General features: G+C 62.1%; 17 protein-coding genes. 12 read left to right on the forward strand and 5 right to left on the reverse strand.

Features of this window, described 5'->3' with window-relative positions; genetic code table 11:
* Positions 1 to 167: 167 nt before the first annotated feature.
* The 11 genes from OPIT5_21515 to OPIT5_21565 all read left to right on the forward strand — a co-directional run bounded on the left by OPIT5_21515 (position 168) and on the right by OPIT5_21565 (position 11,425).
* Positions 168 to 1,040, forward strand: a complete 873-nt coding sequence (locus OPIT5_21515) for an N-terminal cleavage protein (GenBank protein AHF92448.1) — start codon at positions 168 to 170, stop codon at positions 1,038 to 1,040.
* Between the two features lie 43 nt (positions 1,041 to 1,083).
* A complete protein-coding gene (locus OPIT5_21520) occupies positions 1,084 to 3,615 on the forward strand; it encodes a fibronectin (protein AHF92449.1) in 2,532 nt (843 codons plus the stop codon).
* 15 nt (positions 3,616 to 3,630) lie between these two features.
* Entirely contained in the window at positions 3,631 to 4,278 is a 648-nt protein-coding gene (locus OPIT5_21525) for an exosortase (protein ID AHF92450.1), read from the forward strand.
* 96 nt (positions 4,279 to 4,374) lie between these two features.
* Positions 4,375 to 5,256 carry a glycosyltransferase family 1 gene (locus OPIT5_21530; protein ID AHF92451.1) on the forward strand — a complete coding sequence of 294 codons (882 nt, stop codon included), beginning with the start codon at positions 4,375 to 4,377 and terminating at the stop codon, positions 5,254 to 5,256.
* Positions 5,257 to 5,316: 60 nt separating this feature from the next.
* Positions 5,317 to 5,979, forward strand: a complete 663-nt coding sequence (locus OPIT5_21535; GenBank protein ID AHF92452.1) for a PEP-CTERM motif protein — start codon at positions 5,317 to 5,319, stop codon at positions 5,977 to 5,979.
* Between the two features lie 61 nt (positions 5,980 to 6,040).
* On the forward strand, positions 6,041 to 6,568 hold the full coding sequence (locus OPIT5_21540; GenBank protein ID AHF92453.1) for a hypothetical protein: 528 nt from the start codon (positions 6,041 to 6,043) through the stop codon (positions 6,566 to 6,568).
* Between the two features lie 395 nt (positions 6,569 to 6,963).
* The gene (locus OPIT5_21545; protein ID AHF92454.1) at positions 6,964 to 7,692 is read left to right on the forward strand and encodes a glycosyltransferase family 1; all 729 of its coding nucleotides are present in this window, start codon (positions 6,964 to 6,966) and stop codon (positions 7,690 to 7,692) included.
* Positions 7,693 to 7,714: 22 nt separating this feature from the next.
* Complete coding sequence (locus OPIT5_21550) at positions 7,715 to 8,356, forward strand: glycosyltransferase family 1 (protein AHF92455.1); 642 nt, start codon at positions 7,715 to 7,717, stop codon at positions 8,354 to 8,356.
* 119 nt (positions 8,357 to 8,475) lie between these two features.
* The gene (locus tag OPIT5_21555) at positions 8,476 to 9,513 is read left to right on the forward strand and encodes a hypothetical protein (GenBank protein ID AHF92456.1); all 1,038 of its coding nucleotides are present in this window, start codon (positions 8,476 to 8,478) and stop codon (positions 9,511 to 9,513) included.
* Positions 9,514 to 9,704: 191 nt separating this feature from the next.
* Positions 9,705 to 10,406, forward strand: coding sequence for a purine phosphorylase (locus OPIT5_21560; protein ID AHF92457.1), 702 nt, complete (start codon positions 9,705 to 9,707; stop codon positions 10,404 to 10,406).
* On the forward strand, positions 10,403 to 11,425 hold the full coding sequence (locus tag OPIT5_21565; protein AHF92458.1) for an adenosine deaminase: 1,023 nt from the start codon (positions 10,403 to 10,405) through the stop codon (positions 11,423 to 11,425). The genes OPIT5_21560 and OPIT5_21565 overlap by 4 nt, the downstream gene beginning before the upstream one ends.
* A gap of 44 nt (positions 11,426 to 11,469) precedes the next feature.
* Here the strand turns inward: OPIT5_21565 and OPIT5_21570 are convergent, their stop codons facing one another.
* Entirely contained in the window at positions 11,470 to 12,150 is a 681-nt protein-coding gene (locus tag OPIT5_21570) for a hypothetical protein (protein ID AHF92459.1), read from the reverse strand.
* 398 nt (positions 12,151 to 12,548) lie between these two features.
* Positions 12,549 to 13,361: a pyrroline-5-carboxylate reductase gene (locus tag OPIT5_21575; GenBank protein ID AHF92460.1), complete on the reverse strand. Its 813-nt coding sequence runs from the start codon at positions 13,359 to 13,361 to the stop codon at positions 12,549 to 12,551.
* Between the two features lie 81 nt (positions 13,362 to 13,442).
* Between OPIT5_21575 and OPIT5_21580 the strand changes: the two genes are divergently transcribed.
* Positions 13,443 to 13,535: a hypothetical protein gene (locus OPIT5_21580; GenBank protein AHF94583.1), complete on the forward strand. Its 93-nt coding sequence runs from the start codon at positions 13,443 to 13,445 to the stop codon at positions 13,533 to 13,535.
* Between the two features lie 49 nt (positions 13,536 to 13,584).
* Here the strand turns inward: OPIT5_21580 and OPIT5_21585 are convergent, their stop codons facing one another.
* The 3 genes from OPIT5_21585 to OPIT5_21595 form a co-directional block, all read right to left on the reverse strand.
* Positions 13,585 to 14,454, reverse strand: a complete 870-nt coding sequence (locus tag OPIT5_21585; protein AHF92461.1) for a bifunctional 5,10-methylene-tetrahydrofolate dehydrogenase/ 5,10-methylene-tetrahydrofolate cyclohydrolase — start codon at positions 14,452 to 14,454, stop codon at positions 13,585 to 13,587.
* Positions 14,455 to 14,571: 117 nt separating this feature from the next.
* Positions 14,572 to 15,687 carry a hypothetical protein gene (locus OPIT5_21590; protein ID AHF92462.1) on the reverse strand — a complete coding sequence of 372 codons (1,116 nt, stop codon included), beginning with the start codon at positions 15,685 to 15,687 and terminating at the stop codon, positions 14,572 to 14,574.
* A 65-nt stretch (positions 15,688 to 15,752) separates the two neighbouring features.
* On the reverse strand, positions 15,753 to 16,652 hold the full coding sequence (locus OPIT5_21595; GenBank protein AHF92463.1) for an RNA-binding protein S4: 900 nt from the start codon (positions 16,650 to 16,652) through the stop codon (positions 15,753 to 15,755).
* Between the last annotated feature and the right edge of the window lie 141 nt (positions 16,653 to 16,793).

The raw sequence follows: 16,793 nt of genomic DNA on the forward strand, positions 1-16,793 counted from the left end.
TTGTTTAAGGGCTTAGGTTGAATCAACCATGGCGGGAGGCACATCGTCGGGAGGGTATCGCTCCCTGCAGCTAGCCGATTGGCACAAAAACTTGTGACAAATCAGCAAGCACGGGAACGCGGCGAGAGGTGGCTTTCTGCTAATATGAGACCGGTTCTCAGAAATAAATGATACGGTCTTCCATCCAGCGCAGAACATTTCATCCGGCAGTCGCGGCCCCCGGCTTCACGCTCATCGAGCTCCTCGCGGTGATCACGATCATCGGGGTGCTGGCGGCGCTCGTCCTCGCTGCTGTGGGCAAGGCGCGACGAATGGCCTACACCGCCCGCGAGATTTCTGCCGCCAAGCAACTCATGGTCGCCTATCTCACCTATCCGATCGACAACCGTGACCGCCTTCTCGCCGGCAAGGATGACTCGGAAGCCAAATACGATGAGACCGGGCAGGGGTTTGGCGGAGAATACGGAGGTGGCGACATGGTCAGCGCCTCCTGGGTTCACGCGATCCGTCCCTACTTGGGGAACCGTTTCATCAACACGCTCTACGTCAACGAACAGGCCTTTTACTACCAGGAACTCGTGTCCAGGCACGGCACCGCCGGTGCTGCTTACCATCTCTCACTTTTTACTACCTTTGGTATGAACATGGATGGAGTCGGCGGTCTTGCAGGAGGGTCGATGAAAGAGCAAGTTGCCGTCCGCAGGGTTAACGAGGCGACACTCCCCTCCGGTCTCATCGTTTTTACATCGGCCAACGGGCGGAATACGGCCGACCCCAAGGATATCCGCGCTGGCTATTTCCGCCTGGAGGCCCCCGTTCCCAAATGGCCCTCTAAAAATCTCACTGAACAGCCGGCCGATATCAGCATGGACGAAAAATACGGCTATGTCTCGTTCCGAAATTCCGGCAAGGCGGTCGTCGCCTTCCTCGATGGTCATGTGAAGCTTTATACCTGTGCGGAGCTTCGTGACATGCGCCTGTGGGCCGAGGAGGCCCGGGCCACAGATAACCCCAAATGGAGGCCCAAGGCAATCCTCTGATGGAGTGCTCTGACCTATCATCAGAAAACCATCTTCTCCTTCCATGCTTCCACTCCGGTTTTATCCATCCCTGTTCGTTGCGGCCCTGACCGTCGCAATCCCCGTTTCGCTCCTCCGGAGCCAGACGGCTCCCTCCAACCAGGTGCTCCAGACCATCACGCTTGATGCCGGTCAGCAGCAGACGGTCAAATGGACCAATATCAGCAATGCCAACCAGTACAGTTGGGACGCTTTCGTCGATTACATCGGTTGGGAGCCGGACAATCCGCTGGAGCATGAGTACTACTACGGATTGACCCGGGACGACACCGACCCTCTGGCTCCGGACTGGGACACGACCGGCGCCGCCCGTTATTCCAGCCGTATCCAGGCCATCGGAGGAGCCTGGTCGGCCGGAGCCGGTTTTTACAACTACAGCGCCGACTTCGGTGTGCAGGCCGTCGTCTCCACCACGGACCTGGCGATCAAAACGGTGGTTCTCCAGGTCGTGGAAATGCGTCATCCGAGCTATTCCATGGAGGAGCATCTCATCCACAAGCACACGAACTGGTGGAACGAAGACGATGACTATGGCGGTGACGAGGAAGACAACCCCACGGACGAATATGGCTACGTCCCCGCACTCGCCGCCCTCGACGATCTGCTCGATGGTTACTTCGGAGGTCCGCTCCTCCTCTGCACGACCGCCGAAAATCCTTCCACAACCACGGTGCTCGCGCCGGTGGCATGGGATATTATCGGCGGCCCGGTGCATTTGCAGGTCGGCGGCTTTCAGGGCAACTACTACAGTTTCGCCTACCAGTGGGATCTTTCCGTAGTCGAAGGCACGGTGACGGGCATCGAGGTCATCCAGCCGGTCATCCATTCCGCCTCCACCATCGGCGTGCAACTCGATCTCGGCGACACTTGGCAGCAAGTCATCCATACCTTGCCAGCGCCGCCGGCTGATCTTGTGGCTACTCCAGGTAACACCACCGCGACATTGACCTGGGCCGATGGAGCCCCGGCGCACGCCGCCTATGCTCCCGCCTCGGCTTACAGCGTGAAACGCGCCGCCAGCGCCGAAGGACCCTGGACGGAAATCGCCACCGGCATCACGACCACGACGTTTACCGACACCGGCCTCGTCAACGGCACGGAATACCATTACATCGTCACGGCCATGGCCACCGGCGACAAGACGGCGGATTCGGCCAGCGTTTCGGTGGTTCCTGCCGCTACGCTCTCCCTGCTCGAAGACTGGCGACAAACGCATTTCGGCACGACGGTCAACGAAGGCGACGCCGCTGATACCGCCGACCCGGAAGGCGACGGTCTGTCCAACCTGTTCGAATACGCCCTCGGCCTCGACCCACTGCTCAGCGACAGCACCGAAGCCGTCACCATCGGCAAGAGCACGGATGGCCAGCGCCTGACCCTGACCTTCAACCGTATCGCCGACCCCGATCTCACCTACACGGTGGAAGCGACGAGTGACCTGTCTGCGGGTACATGGGAAACCGTCTTCACCAGCACCGGTGAGGAAAACGTTGCCGGTTCCTATACCGCCGAGGACGCCGAACTGATCGCCGACCATACGCGCAGGTTCCTGCGACTCACCGTCACCGCAACCACCGATACGGTGAAGGACGCGCCGAGGGGCTTCCAGGCGATGAACCTGCCTGCCGGCACTTCCTCGCTCGGCCTCCCGCTCCTCAACGAAGCCGTGTATGCAGCCACCGTGGATGCCGTTTCCGACCACACCCTCACCCTCGGCGGTGCCTCTGGCTCCAATATCGGTGCGCTCCTCGCTCCCGAGTCGGACTATCCCTTCTACCTCGAAGTGATCTCCGGTCCCCTCGAAGGCGAACGCCTCGACATCAACGTGGTTGCCACCATCGCGGCGGGTAACAAGACCGTGGTTCTCTCCTCGGACTACACGCGCAATACCCTCCCCGCCGACCGCTTCGCCGAACTGGCTGGCAACGCTGTCGCTGTCCGTCGGCATATCACGCTCACGCAGATACAAGGGCTGTTTGAAGGCGGGTTAACCGGGCATGCCGTTTCTTTCCTCGCGGATGCCATCCAAGTGTTTGAGGCCACCGGATTCAGACAATACTCGCTGAACGCCAATGGTTCCACTTGGACGACGGCCGGTATCGGTGGGGATCAGCGTTATCTGCCCATCCCTCCTGGAGTCGGGATTCTGGTCAAGCTCACCCAGGCCAAAACCCTCTTCCAAGAGGGCTCCGTCCGTGCCAACGTATTCCGGTTTAACCTGAAGGTTGGTTCGCAATTTGTGGCTTTGCCTTGGCCCTTGCACCGGAGTCCCAACCAGATCGGTGCGTTTGTCGATTCCAGCCAAGAAACATCCCTCCGATGGACCGGGCATGCGGTTTCCTTCCTCGCGGATGCCATCCAGATATTCACTCAAGCCGGATTCGTCCAATACACGCTCTCCAGCAACGGCTCCTCATGGATAAAGTCGGGCGACCCATACAACTACGCTGACAGCCCGCTCCTGCAAGGCGATCAGGCGTTTATTATTAAACGTCAGAAGGCCAATTCCGACTACCTCATTCTTCTTCCCTATTAACCAACTCCCGCAGATATGAAAAAACTGATAATACCGTCATTCCTCCTGCTGTTGGCTCCAACGCTGGGCCATGCCACTCAATATGAGTTTACAAATAGTAATGAGATAACTCTCATTACATTGAGCGACGCCTCGGGCTTGGTAATCTCCTCCGGGTTGAGTTTGCAACTCGGCGCTTTTTCCGCCGGATTCACCCCGACTTCGGACAATACCGGAGAATGGCGCGACCATTGGCTGACATCGGGCGCGCCAGGCTACGTAGATACAAGCGGCGTGTGGTCGACCTCTTTGATCTTGTCCGATCAATCCATTATCACATCCGGCTCCCAGCTTTATCTGTGGGCCTATGATCAGCGGGACCTCTCTGCGGGGGATGCCGGATGGTTGCTTCTCACTTCGACCAACTGGACGGCAGTGGCAAGCTACCTCGAAGACAGTGTGGTGCGTAGCTTCTATTTCCCGTTTTATGCTGATACGGCACTTCGTGATTACACGGACCCCATTAGCGCCATTCTAGGAAACTTCAATCTTGGTGCCGGCACCGCCCAACTGGCCGACGTCTCCGGCTCACCCGTCCCCGAACCCGCTACCTGGGCCGCGATTTTTGGCGTCTGCACACTCGGCTTCGCCCTCTGGCGGCGGCGTTCGGTAGCCGGTTCATAATCCGATTTCTGCCAACCCTCTCGTTTTACCGTCACTCCCCGACAGGGGCGTGAAAGGTTCTCCATTGTCCGCATCAACCTGACAACGCACAAAACCATGAACACAAACTATACTCGTATCGGTATCCTTGCCGGAAGCCTGCTCTGTGGCACCTTGCTCTACGCACAACCAGCGCCTACACCTAATCCTCTCATTCCTGTCTCGGAGGCACTCTTGCAGGATCTGGTCATCAGTCCACAACAGGCAAGCACCCGCTGGGTGGATTTCAGCAATAGAAACACCAACCTGACACCGATTTCCGGCTCCGGCACGGTCACTCCTTTTGCCTCGGGGTACAAGGCGTCCTATGGCTTTTACAGCTTTTCGAATGACTACGCCGTCAACTTCTCGACCTCAGCGACCGATTTTTCCATCGGCAAGGTTTCGTTGCAGGCCGTCCAGATGGCCAACCCGGATTTCTGGAATGAGGATCCCAACAGCTCCTACCCCGTCCAGGGCAACCCCGATGCCATCCTGTTCTTCGATTACAACAACCAGGATCACGGTGATTACGGCCACGAAAATCCCGATCCGAATGACCCGGAAACCGGCCAGTATTACAATCATACCCTCAACGCCATTTCGGAAGGGGTCCTCAACTATGTCGGCGGGCCGGTGCTGAGTTATGTTGTCGGTGGGGTCACCTACGTTTATCAGGGTACGCCGACGGGGTCGATTCTGGGGGACGGTTATTATTCCGACATCGTTTCCGGCATGGCCGGCACTTACTATAATTTTCTGTGGGAATGGGACCTGTCGGGTATCGAAGGCATTACGTCGATCAGCATCGATCTGCCGGTGCCGGTTCACCAGTCGATGCTCGGTGCCGACCTGACGATAGGTTCCGCGATTCCCGAACCCTCCACCTGGGCGGCGATTGTCGGAGGAATGGCTCTCGGAGCGGTTCTTCTTGGCCGTCGGGGAAACCGGAAGCAGTAAGCCTGAAAACATCAGCCACCATCTGAAACACACTCTGAAGCTCACTCATCTATAAACAGCATGAAAAAACAAATCTACAGTATCATGGTCGGCGCCATTGTTCTTGCCTCCACAGCAGGAGCTCAAAACCTCATCGTCAACGGCAGCTTCGAGGAAGGCGTCTTGACCGCCAGTTTTTACAACCTGCTGCCCGGCGATTCCGCCGATGCCGAAAATTCGACCAATTGGCTTGTCGGATGGAACTTCGGTGGAGAGGGCTATACCGGGAGCGGACTCAATGTCATCACCCATCGCCAGTCGACTAACGCATCGGATGGCAATCAGGTCGTGGCATTACAACGCGATGCAGGTCCGCTCTGGCAAGAGGTGACCTTGGAGGCGGGTGTCACCTATAAACTGTCTTTTGATGTTTTGCGTCTGATCGTTAACAGTAACTCGGCAATATCTTACAAGCTTAGCGTCTATTCAGACACCGAAACCGTGATCGATGTCATTTATCCACTTCAATTGGCAGCGAATGTATGGGACACATCTGAATATGTCTTCACAGCCGAGGAAAGTAACACCTATATCTTTTCTATTGCTCATTATGGCGTTGGGACCGCAGCACTCTGGCTCGACAACGTAAGCCTCACCGCCGTTCCCGAGCCCGCCACCTATACCGCCCTCTTCGGCGCAGGGGCGATCGCCTTGGCCTTTTGGCAAAAGAAGTGGCGTTCCTGACCGCTTCCCGTCGCACTTCCGCGCCGGGGTTCAAAACGAAATCGCAAATCCAGATAAAATCATGAAAACCTCATGCATTCGGCTCGTGGCCTTCGCCGCCAGCCTCCTCGCGGCCAGTGTCGCCGCTTCCGCCGCCACCCTCACCGACACCTGGACCAACTGGTATGCCAGCCATCACGACGAGTGGACGCCGCTTGTCTATGCAGACGATTCCACCGGTGGCGAACTCTACGCCAGCGGTGGCGGCCTCTACGGCGACACCGCTGGCAACTACTACTACACGCTGTTCGATACACCGGACCTGGAGCTCACTCCCGGCGCGGTGCTTTCCGGGGTCAGCACGGTGGAGCTTTTCTTCGGTGAAACCTGGAATGAGGATTATGGTCCGCAGAATCTGGTCCTGTATTACAAGGTGACCGGTTCTTCGACCGTTTATTCGCTTCCGGTGCCCACTCCGGTGGTTAGCGGCACGTTGTGGGATCTTACCTATACATGGACCCTGCCGGCAAATGTTAGCGAGTTCTGGTTTGAATGGAGCCTTATCGAACATTCAACCTTCTCGTCGATCGTGATTACCCAATCGTCGTAATCCTCTGGACAGAAGACGCATGCCTGTGGTTCAGAGAGCTGCAGGCATGCAATCCGGGAATTCTGTTGGCAGCATCCGGGCATCGCCATGCCGGAGCCTGCCTGCGCCGGCGCGGTGTCCCTGGCCGGCGGGACTGAAGTTTTCAGGAGAGACGCGGAGCGGCCGGACGGAGTGATCATCTGTCCTGCGCCTGCTCCGGGCGCTTCGCGTCTTCCTGTCATTTTTGGCCGGGAAAACAGGCCCCGGCCGTCTCCCGGCGTGGCGAGCGCGGAGCGAGATCTGCGCAGGCGCCGCTTGCAGTACCCCGACCCATTTCCCGATCCCGTCGAGGGAGGGCTCTCGTGCCTTCCTGTATCGAACGGGCTCCGGGGTAACCGAAAGAAACAGACTACAACATGCATAAAACGCTACCACTCCTTGCCGCCTTCTTCGGGCTGGCAATCACCGCCGCCTCGCAGGCCCAGATCGTCCTCGGGCCGGGAATCACCACGCCGACGGATTCTTCGTCCGGCTTCGCCGCCTGGGAATACTTCGGGACCGAACCGCAATTCACCGGTCTCGCCTCGCAAATCGGCATCAACGACGACGGGTTCACGGTCAGTCTTTCGCAGACCGCCACCGGTCCCGGTTTTTCCGGTCCATCGCTGGATGGTCTGAGCGGCCGACTGACCACCGGGCCTTACGACTTCAGTATCAGCGGAGTCGCGACGTTCTCGATCGAGAGCATCGTGCTTCAGATCAAGCATTCACCCTTCCTCGATTTGGACTGGGAACGCCAGATCGCCTTCGATGTGACGCTCGACGGCGTGTCCGCGACCGGCGTGGAGTCGGTCGACCGTTATGCGTCTTCGGATGGTACGAATACCTCCACCGGAGGAACGGGCGTGAGTTTTTATGTGTACGAATATCGCTGGGACAATCTCTCGATCGGAGCCGGGGAGGATTTTTCGATTCTCTTCAGCAGCCTGGAGGACCAGCTCGGGTTCGGCTTCTCGTTCGACACCGTGGCGATCACCGTGACGCCGTCGGCCGTACCGGAGCCGTCCACGTATGCGGCCATTTGCGGCGCGCTCGTTCTGGCCGGCGTGATCGCCCGGCGCTACCGCAAACCTTCCGTTCACTGAACCCGGATTTTTCATTTTTGTCATGAAATTTAACTACCGTTTATTTCTCATTTCCGCCCTCCTGCTGGCCGGCTCCGCCCGGCTGGCGGCGCAGACTGTGGTCACCGACCTCTGGACCGACTGGTCTCCCTCGAATCATCCCGAGTGGACCGCCGACAAGCAGGTGAATCCCGACGCCGGGTCCACCGGCGGCGGCGTCCTCCACCTGATCAATGGAGCCGACAGTCTGTACTTGTATGGAGACTTCGGGGGAGGAGGAAACAACTACTTCTACACCCTCTTCGCGACGCCGACGCTTTCGGTGATCGTCTCCGATGCGCTGGCCGGAGTGAACACGATCACCTTTCAGGTTTTCGGAACGATGAACCCGGAGGAGTATGGCCCGCAGAATCTCACCCTGATCGTCAACCAGAACACCACCGGCGATTCGTTCGTCGTCACGCCCACGCTCGAGGATGACAACTTCACGTGGACGTGGGATGTCTCCGGAATCGCGGACATCTCGACGTTCGAGATCACCTGGGACATGGAGGAGCACTCGGCCTTTACCGCGCTCCAGTTGGTCCAGTCCACGAGCGTGATTCCCGAGCCGTCCACGTATGCGGCGCTGGTTTCTCTGGCGATCCTGGCGGCTGTCGCGCTCAAACGTCGCCGTCGTATATAGCGCCGGGCCGGGGAAAAATATCCCCGGTTTGCGCCTGCGTCGGCTTTCGCGCCCCGCCGTTCGCATCTGCCGGACGGTGGGGTATTTTTCCCATTCCTCTTGTTCTGCTATCCGTGACCATGCTGTCCTGTCGTTTTCTGTTCTGGCGGTTGTCTGCCTTGGCCTTCCTGGCGGCGATCGCGGCCATGCTCTTCCGGCCGGTTTTTGCCGGACCGGTTGCGTCGGCGGAGTCAGCCGGCGACGGTACTGACCGCGCTTTCTGGCTCGATCTGATCGATGGCGAGACTGCTGCGCAAGCCACCGTCCTCGCCGACCTGGCACAGGCGGATGTTGTTTATGCAGGCGAAACGCACTCGATCGACCGCCATCATGCCGTGCAACTCTTGCTCCTGCGCGCTCTCGACGAACGGGGCGTGCCGCTCGTGCTCTGCCTCGAACAGATCGAGGCGCGCCGGCAACCGGCCGTGGACCGCTTCAATCGCGGCGAACTCGATTTCGAGGGGCTCGCCCGCGAAATCGACTGGGGCAGGACATGGAAGAATTATCCCGACTACCGCGCGCTCTGCGAGTACGCGCAGGCGCGCGGCATTCCTGTGTATGCGCTCAACGCTCCGGCCGAAGTCATTCGCGCCGTCAGCCGTGGCGGCGGCATCGCCCGCCTCGATTCCGCCGGCCGCGGCGTGCTGCCGGCGGACATCGTGCTCGACGATCCTCCCTATGAACGCCTCATGAACCTGCTGCTTTCGGTCCACATGGCGATGGATCCGGAAAAACTTCGCCCGGTCTTCGAGGCGCAGGTCGCCCGCGACGAGACGATGGCGGAAAACATCGTCGCCGCCCGGCGGCTGCCGATAGCAAGCGGTGCCGGCAAGGCCGGCCAGCCGGCAGGTCGGGCGCGGACGGCGTTTGTCGTCTGCGGCTCCGGTCACGTGCGTTTCGGCCTCGGTACGCCCGACCGCGTGCGCCGCCGTTCACCCGGCATCGTGGACCGTGTGGTGCTGGTCACCCGCAGCGGTCAGTTGAAGCTGGGCGAGGCGGAAAAGGCGGCGGCGAGACCGGTCAAAATTTCGCACGGCGATCTGCGAGCGCTCGATCGTCCGCCGGCCGATTACCTGCACGTGTTGCCCTGGCAGGAAAAGGACGACCGCCCGGAATAACGCCGGTACGCCTTTCGTTGCGGGCAATGCCGGTTTTCGGGTTGTCCGCACGGCGCGTCCGCCGGAGGTGGCACGGGCATCTTGCCCGTGGACGGCGCGAAGCGCCGCCTTCCGCAATCGCGGGCCGGAAGCCCGGCCCCCCTCCCGCCCTGTTGACATCCCGTTGAGTCGCCCCCGATGTTGGCTGCCTGATGAAAATTGCGTTTGTCAGCGGCACGAGCATCCTCCGTTCGTCCCTGTTCGCTGCCTGGGAGCAGCGGACGGTCACCACCCCGCACGGTTCCGTCTGCCTGCGCACGCGGGGGGATCACGTAGTCCTCAACCGTCACGGCGCCGGAGCCGCACCGCTACCGCCGCACCGGATCAACCATCGCGCCCACATCGCCGCGCTCGCTTCGCTCGGTTTTCGCGAGGTGGTGACCGTTTCGTCGGTCGGCTCGCTCCGCGCCGAGCTACCGCCGGGCACGCTCGTTTCGTGCAGCGATTACGTGGCGCTTCAGCAGGGGCCGGCCACGTTTTTCGACGACGAGCTCAAGGGCGGCGCTCCGGGCATCGCCAACCGGATGCTGGAAAAAATCATCGACGGACTGGGCGAGGCGTTCCCGGTGACAACCGGGCAGACCTACGTGCAGATGCGCGGTCCGCGTTTCGAAACGAAGGCCGAGATCCGCGTCATCCGCCAGTGGGGCGACGTCGTCGGCATGACGCTGGCCCACGAAGCCGACCTCTGCACCGAGGCGGGGCTCGGCTGCACCTCGCTCGCCATCGTGGACAACTACGCCAACGGCATCGAAGGCACGGCCATCGACTTCGACCGCTTCGGCGAGCAGGTGCGTGCCAACCAGGAAAAGACCGACCGGCTCTTCGCCCGGCTGCTGGAGATTTTCGCATGAAACCGGAAACGTATCCTGAAACAAAAGACAGGGCCGGCACGGGCGACCTGCGCGCCTTCATCCATGCCTTGCCGAAAACGGAAACGCACCTGCACATCGAGGGCGCGGTGCCGTACGAAATGCTCCATGCGTGGGATGCCGGCCGGTTCCCGGCCTCGCCGGCCTTCCGCGAACCGCATTACCGGTTTCCCGATTTTTCCTCGTTCGATGCCCTGCTGCTCGGCCACGCCGTGCCATGGTTCACCTCGGCGGAGCGTTACTACAAAACCTGCCGCGCCGTCTTCGCCGCGCACCTCGTGCAGAACGTCCGCTATGTGGAAGCCAGTTTTCATCTGCCGATGGTCGGCTTCATCGGAGTGCCGGCGCGCGAACTCGTCGCCGCCATCCGCGCCGCCGTGCCGGCCGGGCTCGAAGTGCGCATCTTCGCCGGGATGCTGCGAGACAGTTATGACGGCGAGTTGCGCGCCGTGATCGACGACCTCGAAAATCTCGACGACCTCGCCGGCGTGGATTTGCACGGGCACGAAAGCATGCCGACCGGGTCATGGGCGGCACCGGTCTGGCGACGGCTGCGCGAGGCCGGGAAGATCACCAAGAGCCATGCCGGCGAGTTCGACGGCGCCGCCCGCGTGCGCGAGGCGATCGAGGTGCTCGGCGTCACCCGCGTGCAGCACGGTGTGCGCGCGATCGAGGATCCCGCGGTGGTGGCGCTGGCGGCGGAGCGCGGCGTGACGTTCGACGTGTGTCCGCTCAGCAACGTTAAACTCGGCGTCGTGCCGTCACTTGCCGCGCATCCGTTGCGGCGGTTGCTGGAGGCGGGCGTGCGCTGCACGGTGAGCACGGACGATCCGCTGATGTTCGCCAACACGGTCTGCGACGAATACGCCGCGCTGGCGGCCGAGGCGGGGTTCACGCGCGCGGAACTGGCCCGCCTGGCCCGCCACGGCTGGGAAGTGGCCGACGTGCCGGCGACCATGCGCGAGCAGGCGCTGCGCGAGATCGCCCGCAGCGGTTCGTAACGGAGCGGCGGCGTCCCGCCGCCGCTCCAATGCTCCGGGGATCTTTACTGCGGCGCCAGCCGCGCCAGCAACTCCGGCATCGCTTCGGCGAGCGGCAACGGCGAGTCCTTCAAAAACTCCGCGGCCTCGCTCTTGCGGCCGCGGGCGAGCAGGTTGGCGTAAACGTGCAACTCGAATTGCAGCCGCAGCGTCGTCTGTGCGCTCTCGTGGCCGAGGGCGCCGAGCAGAAAGATCAGCGCCTCGATCGTCGAAAAATGTCCATCCCGATGCTGCGAGCGCAGCCAGTAACGGCTTTCGCCCGGCATGCGCAGGCTGACCTTGCGGCCCCAGCCTTCCGTGTGGCGAAACATGTCGTTGGCCTGCGCCCAGGTGCCGTCGATGAGGAGCACCTGGAGCGGAATGGCGGCCGGCGGAGGCGGGGCGGATGCGAGCTCTTCCAGCGGCTCGCCACGCGGGTGGAGAATCCAGAGCGTGTGCCCGGGGCGGCAGACGTTTTCCCGCGACGGCAGTTGCGTGTGCTGAAACACATGGTGCGCCGAAGCCGGGATGATGCGCCGGATCAGGTTGCCGGTGCTGGTGGGGCGCCATGTTTCGGCGGTGTGCACGAGCACATCGGCCGCGAAGGGCAGGGCGAGCGGGCGCAACCCGTCGCAGATGCACCAGCGCGGGGCGATCTGGCAGCGCGGACAACGGACGGTGCCGTGGCGGACAACACTTCGGGCCATGGAGGGGAGAGGTTGTATCCTGGATTCAACGGGTTGGAACCGCTAAAAGACGCTGAAGAACGCTAAAAACAGCTCGCGGAACAAGAGGAGCTCACGATGCCCGCCATCTGGCGGGTGAGTGTATCCGGTTTTCGATACACTTGTTCTTTCTACTCCGGTAAGTTGGAGATATGGCCACAAAAACACAAAATTCGCATCGGGCCGGCGAGAATCCCCCGCGCGCCTATAAGCGCGATGGAGGGCTCCATGCGCGGCGAGTTTTCTTGTGCCTTTTTGTGGCCATCGAATCCGGCGTTTTATTTTGCCAGAGTGGAATTAACCGGTTCATTTTTAGCGTTCTTCAGCGTCTTTTAGCGGTTGGTCTGTCTGGTTTTGGCGGCAGCCGCCCGGAGGGAGAATCAGTTGCCTCGGCTGAGCTCTTCGGATCGGGTTTTGGCGGCGAGGACGGTCTCCTCGACGATGGCGCGGAAGTTGTGGGCGGCGAGGCGTTGCAGGCCGGCGAGCGTGGTGCCGTTGGGCGAGGTGACCTGGTTGCGGAGGGTTTCCGGATCGGTGCCGGTCTGCTGCATAAGTTTGCCGGAACCGAGGATCGTCTCGATGGCGAGCAGTTGCGCGGTGTCGCGGGGAAGCCCGGCGGCGACGCCGGCCTCGCGAAGGGCGGCGGCAAATTCGAAGACATAACCGGGGCCGCTGCCGCTGAGCGCGGTGACAGCGTCGAGCTGTGACTCGTCGAGCTCGATCTGGCGGCCCATCGCGCCGAGGAGATTTTGCGCGAGCGCGCGGTCGGCATCGGCGAGCGGTTTTGTGGCCGGAGAACACCAGCCGGTGATGCCGGCGCCGATGGCTCCGGGAGTGTTGGGCATGGCGCGGATGAGGTTGCGCGCGTGCGGGAAAACGGCGGAGAGGGCGGAGAGCGGCTTGCCGGCGAGAATCGAAATGACGAGTTTGCCGCGGGTGAGCTCCGCGACCGCCGGCGGGAGATCGGCGAGTTGCTGGGGTTTGATCGCGGCGACGACGACATCGGCCCCGGCAAGGAGATCTTCGGGTGTCGTGGCCGCGCGGATACCGGTGCGGGCGGAGAGTTTTTGCGCGGTGTCGTCGGCCGGACCGCCGATGCAGGCGATGGCGGAAGGAGCGGCGATTTTGTTGGAAAGAAGGCCGGTGACGATGGCCGAGGCCATGTTACCGGCGCCGATGAAGGAGATGTTCATGAGGAATGACGAATGACGGATGATGGCGGGCGAAGGGTGCGGGACGAAAAAAGAATTTTTGAACAGAAGATAACGAAGGGAATGAAGGTCCGATCCGGAGAAGAAGGCGTTTCGCAGAGGGTGTTCTTTGTGTTTCTGCTCTTCGTTATCTTCGTTTCCTTCTGTTCAAAATAAATTTCAGGGATCCGCTTGTTATGTAATTGATCGGCCTCACAGGGAGGCGTCATTTCCTCCCGAGTCGGGCCTTGAGCGTGTTTTTCATGAGCATGCACACGGTCATGGGGCCGACGCCGCCGGGGACGGGCGTGATCTTGCTGGCGAGCGGGGAGACGCTCGGGAAGTGGACATCGCCGGTGAGGCGGTATCCGGTTTTTTTCGACGGGTCGGGGACGCGGTTGATGCCGACGTCGATGACGACAGCGCCGGGCTTGACCATGTCGGCAGTGACGAATTCGGCGCGGCCGATGGCGGCGATGAGGACGTCGGCCTGGCGGGTGATGGCGGGGAGATCGGCGGTGGCCGAGTGGCAGAACGTGACGGTGGCGTTGGCGCCGGCTTTTTTCTGGAGGGCGAGCAGGCCGACCGGTTTGCCGACAATGAGCGAGCGGCCGAGAACGACGACGTGCTTGCCGCGCAGGTCGGTGCCGGAACGGGCGAGCAGCTCCATGATGCCGGCCGGGGTGCAGGCTATAAAACCGGTGTCGTCTTCCTGGGCGATCTTGCCGATGTTGATCGTGTGGAAGCCGTCGACGTCCTTGCGGGGATCGAGGCGGCGGAAGATCGCGGCTTCGTCGAGGTGCTTGGGCAGCGGAGACTGGACGAGGATGCCGTCGACGGCGGGATCGGCGTTGAGATCGTCGATGAGCTTTTCGAGTTCGGCCTGGGTGATGGTTTCAGGCGGAAGGAGGGTGCGGCCTTCGATGCCGATTTCGGCGGCGGTTTTTTCCTTTTTCCGCACGTAGGAAACCGAGGCGGGATCCTCGCCGACGCGGACAAGCGCGAGGCAAGGCTTGCGGCCGGGGAGCGCGGCGACTGCGGTTTTGAGTTCGGCAATGATGGCCGTGGCGATCTGGTTTCCGTCGATGAGTTCCATGTGGTGAAAAAACAGGCGAAAGGCAGCCGGGTTTGCAAAACACATGAAATGGCAAAAAATCCGGCTCTCCCGGTCCGGTTTTTTACCGTGTCTTTTGGCGTGTTTCGCGGACCGGGTTTACTGGAGTTTGAGGGTTTCGGCGGCGATGACGATATCCTTGCTGTCGGGAGCGGGACGGATCGTGCCGTAAACGACCACCTTGCGGCCGAGAAAACTTTCGAGCTTTTCCGTGAGGAGCAGCCGGCTGGTGTCCACATAGGCGTAACGGGCGCCGGTGTCGTCGTTGAGCTGGAACGGGTACGGGCGGCTCGGGCGGAAGAACTGTTTGCTGGAGGCAAAGGTGCCGAGAATCATGCGGGGGAGACCGGTCGCGCTGGTATCGGCGGCGCGTCCGGCCGGAGCGGGGACAAAGGGCTCGGCGGGGGCAGCCGCCGCTGCCACCGGGGCGGCGACGGGAGGCGGCGTGGAAGCGGCGGCGGAAGCGGGGAAGGCGGAATCGTTGCCGGTGAGCAGGGGGGGGAGGGGGGCGACCGCATTTGCGGCCACCTCGTCGGGAGAGGGCGGGGGAGGCGGAGTCGTTGTCGGCGCGGCGGCGGGGGGCAGGGCGGATGCGGAGGCGGCGGCGTCACCGGGAACCGGTGTCTGGAGCGGGGTGAGTTGCGCGCCGCTGCCCAGGGTGAGCGTGGTATCGAAGGGCGCGACCGGAGCGGCGGCGGCGATGTCGGTCGGATCGGACGAAACGACGGTGACAACCGGAGAGGCGGCGTCGGCGGTTGCGGCGGTGGCCGGTCGGTTCCGGATATAGCCGACGAGCGCGCGGTCGAGGGTGTATTCGGTGAATTGGCCCTTGAGGCCGACGAGGCCGGTCTTGTCGGCGGCATCGGCTGATCCGAGGACGGCGGCGGATTCGGAGGGGCTGACGCGGTACTCGGCGCCGGGCCGGATGTCGTAGTTTTTCAGGACGTCCTTGTTGGCGACGTACACACTGTGCGGCCCAGGAATTTCGACGGCAGACCAGCCTTGGGGCGGCGGAGTCGGCAGGGTGAGGGGGGAGGGGGAGCGGGAGGCGGGGAAGCTGCCGATGACGGGAGCGGTGTCGGAGGGCTGGGCGTGGACCTCGATGTCGCCGGTAGCCGGGAGGGCCGGCAGCGGTGCGGCCACGAGCAGGCTCGCGATGGCGAGGAGGGCGGAGAGGCGGGACGGACGGGCGGCGGGCGTTGGAGTGATTTTCATTGGTCGGACGGGAAACGGACTGGTGTTCCGGAGACGATGCAGGAAACGGCTGGCGGTGTGAAGACTTACCGTGCGTGACGGGAACGGGATTGTCCGGCACGTTTTTTGGCCGGATGAGTGGAGCGTTTGCCGGAGGATTTGCCGCCGGCGGGGGATTGGCGGGAGGAGCCGGGCGCGGCGGTTTTGGGGCGGGTGTAGCGGCGGCGGGTGTTGGCGGGTTGCAGGCCGGGCCGGGCGAAGAGGGTGGCGATTTCCTTGTCGTTGAGCAACTTCATGGCGCGCATCGGGATGCCGCGCAAGGGGAAGGCGCCGATCTGGTAGCGGCGGAGGCGCTTCACTTCGTGCCCGAGGGCCATGAAGAGCTGGCGGATCTCGCGCTTCTTGCCGTGATGCAGGTGGACGTCGAGGCTGGTGGAGAGGTCCTGGGCGTTGGGATTGACGAGAGCGGCGTACTCGACCTTGAGCTTTTCGCCCTCGATGGTAACGCCGCGCAGGAGCTTGCCGATTTTTTTGGCAGAATAGGGCTCGCCGAGGACGACGTGGTAACGCTTCACGACATCGGTGCTCGGGTGCATGAGCCGGTGGGCGAGGTCGCCGTCGGTGGTGAGAATGAGCAGGCCCTCGCTGTCCTTGTCGAGGCGGCCGGCGCAGAAAAAGCGGTAGCGGGCGAGTTCGCGCGGGATCAGATCATAGACGGTGTCGGGATTGTGCGGGTCGTCGTGCGAGCAGACGAGGCCGCGGGGCTTGTGCATGGCGAGGGTGAGCCGGGGCTGGGCGACGGGGCGCACGGACTTGCCGCGGACGGTGATCTTGTCCGTCTCGGGGTTGATTTTCTGGCCGAGGGTGGCGGGCTGCGCGTTGACCCAGACATCGCCGTCGGAGATGAGCGTCTCGGCGGCGCGTCGGGAACAGACGCCGGCGTCGGCGAGGAACTTTTGCAGGCGGATTGTTGGGTGGTCGGGCATCGCGCAGGTGTGGAAACGGGCAATTGGCGGCAATTTCGGCGGAGACGCAAGCTTCGGGGAAAGGCTGAAGGGCTGACGGAGTCCGCGGACTGAAACAGGCGGGGCATGGCGGGACGAACATCAGCCGGGTTTTCAGCCTTC

The organism is Opitutaceae bacterium TAV5, from assembly GCA_000242935.3.
GTDB lineage: Bacteria > Verrucomicrobiota > Verrucomicrobiia > Opitutales > Opitutaceae > Geminisphaera.

Excerpts from the sequence above, each read along its gene's own strand:
- OPIT5_21515 (AHF92448.1), top strand. The coding sequence starts at position 168 with ATGATACGGTCTTCCATCCAGCGCAGAACATTTCATCCGGCAGTCGCG.
- OPIT5_21520 (AHF92449.1), top strand. The coding sequence starts at position 1,084 with ATGCTTCCACTCCGGTTTTATCCATCCCTGTTCGTTGCGGCCCTGACC.
- OPIT5_21525 (AHF92450.1), top strand. The coding sequence starts at position 3,631 with ATGAAAAAACTGATAATACCGTCATTCCTCCTGCTGTTGGCTCCAACG.
- OPIT5_21530 (AHF92451.1), top strand. The coding sequence starts at position 4,375 with ATGAACACAAACTATACTCGTATCGGTATCCTTGCCGGAAGCCTGCTC.
- OPIT5_21535 (AHF92452.1), top strand. The coding sequence starts at position 5,317 with ATGAAAAAACAAATCTACAGTATCATGGTCGGCGCCATTGTTCTTGCC.
- OPIT5_21540 (AHF92453.1), top strand. The coding sequence starts at position 6,041 with ATGAAAACCTCATGCATTCGGCTCGTGGCCTTCGCCGCCAGCCTCCTC.
- OPIT5_21545 (AHF92454.1), top strand. The coding sequence starts at position 6,964 with ATGCATAAAACGCTACCACTCCTTGCCGCCTTCTTCGGGCTGGCAATC.
- OPIT5_21550 (AHF92455.1), top strand. The coding sequence starts at position 7,715 with ATGAAATTTAACTACCGTTTATTTCTCATTTCCGCCCTCCTGCTGGCC.
- OPIT5_21555 (AHF92456.1), top strand. The coding sequence starts at position 8,476 with ATGCTGTCCTGTCGTTTTCTGTTCTGGCGGTTGTCTGCCTTGGCCTTC.
- OPIT5_21560 (AHF92457.1), top strand. The coding sequence starts at position 9,705 with ATGAAAATTGCGTTTGTCAGCGGCACGAGCATCCTCCGTTCGTCCCTG.
- OPIT5_21565 (AHF92458.1), top strand. The coding sequence starts at position 10,403 with ATGAAACCGGAAACGTATCCTGAAACAAAAGACAGGGCCGGCACGGGC.
- OPIT5_21570 (AHF92459.1), bottom strand. The coding sequence starts at position 12,150 with ATGGCCCGAAGTGTTGTCCGCCACGGCACCGTCCGTTGTCCGCGCTGC.
- OPIT5_21575 (AHF92460.1), bottom strand. The coding sequence starts at position 13,361 with ATGAACATCTCCTTCATCGGCGCCGGTAACATGGCCTCGGCCATCGTC.
- OPIT5_21580 (AHF94583.1), top strand. The coding sequence starts at position 13,443 with ATGAAGGTCCGATCCGGAGAAGAAGGCGTTTCGCAGAGGGTGTTCTTT.
- OPIT5_21585 (AHF92461.1), bottom strand. The coding sequence starts at position 14,454 with ATGGAACTCATCGACGGAAACCAGATCGCCACGGCCATCATTGCCGAA.
- OPIT5_21590 (AHF92462.1), bottom strand. The coding sequence starts at position 15,687 with ATGAAAATCACTCCAACGCCCGCCGCCCGTCCGTCCCGCCTCTCCGCC.
- OPIT5_21595 (AHF92463.1), bottom strand. The coding sequence starts at position 16,652 with ATGCCCGACCACCCAACAATCCGCCTGCAAAAGTTCCTCGCCGACGCC.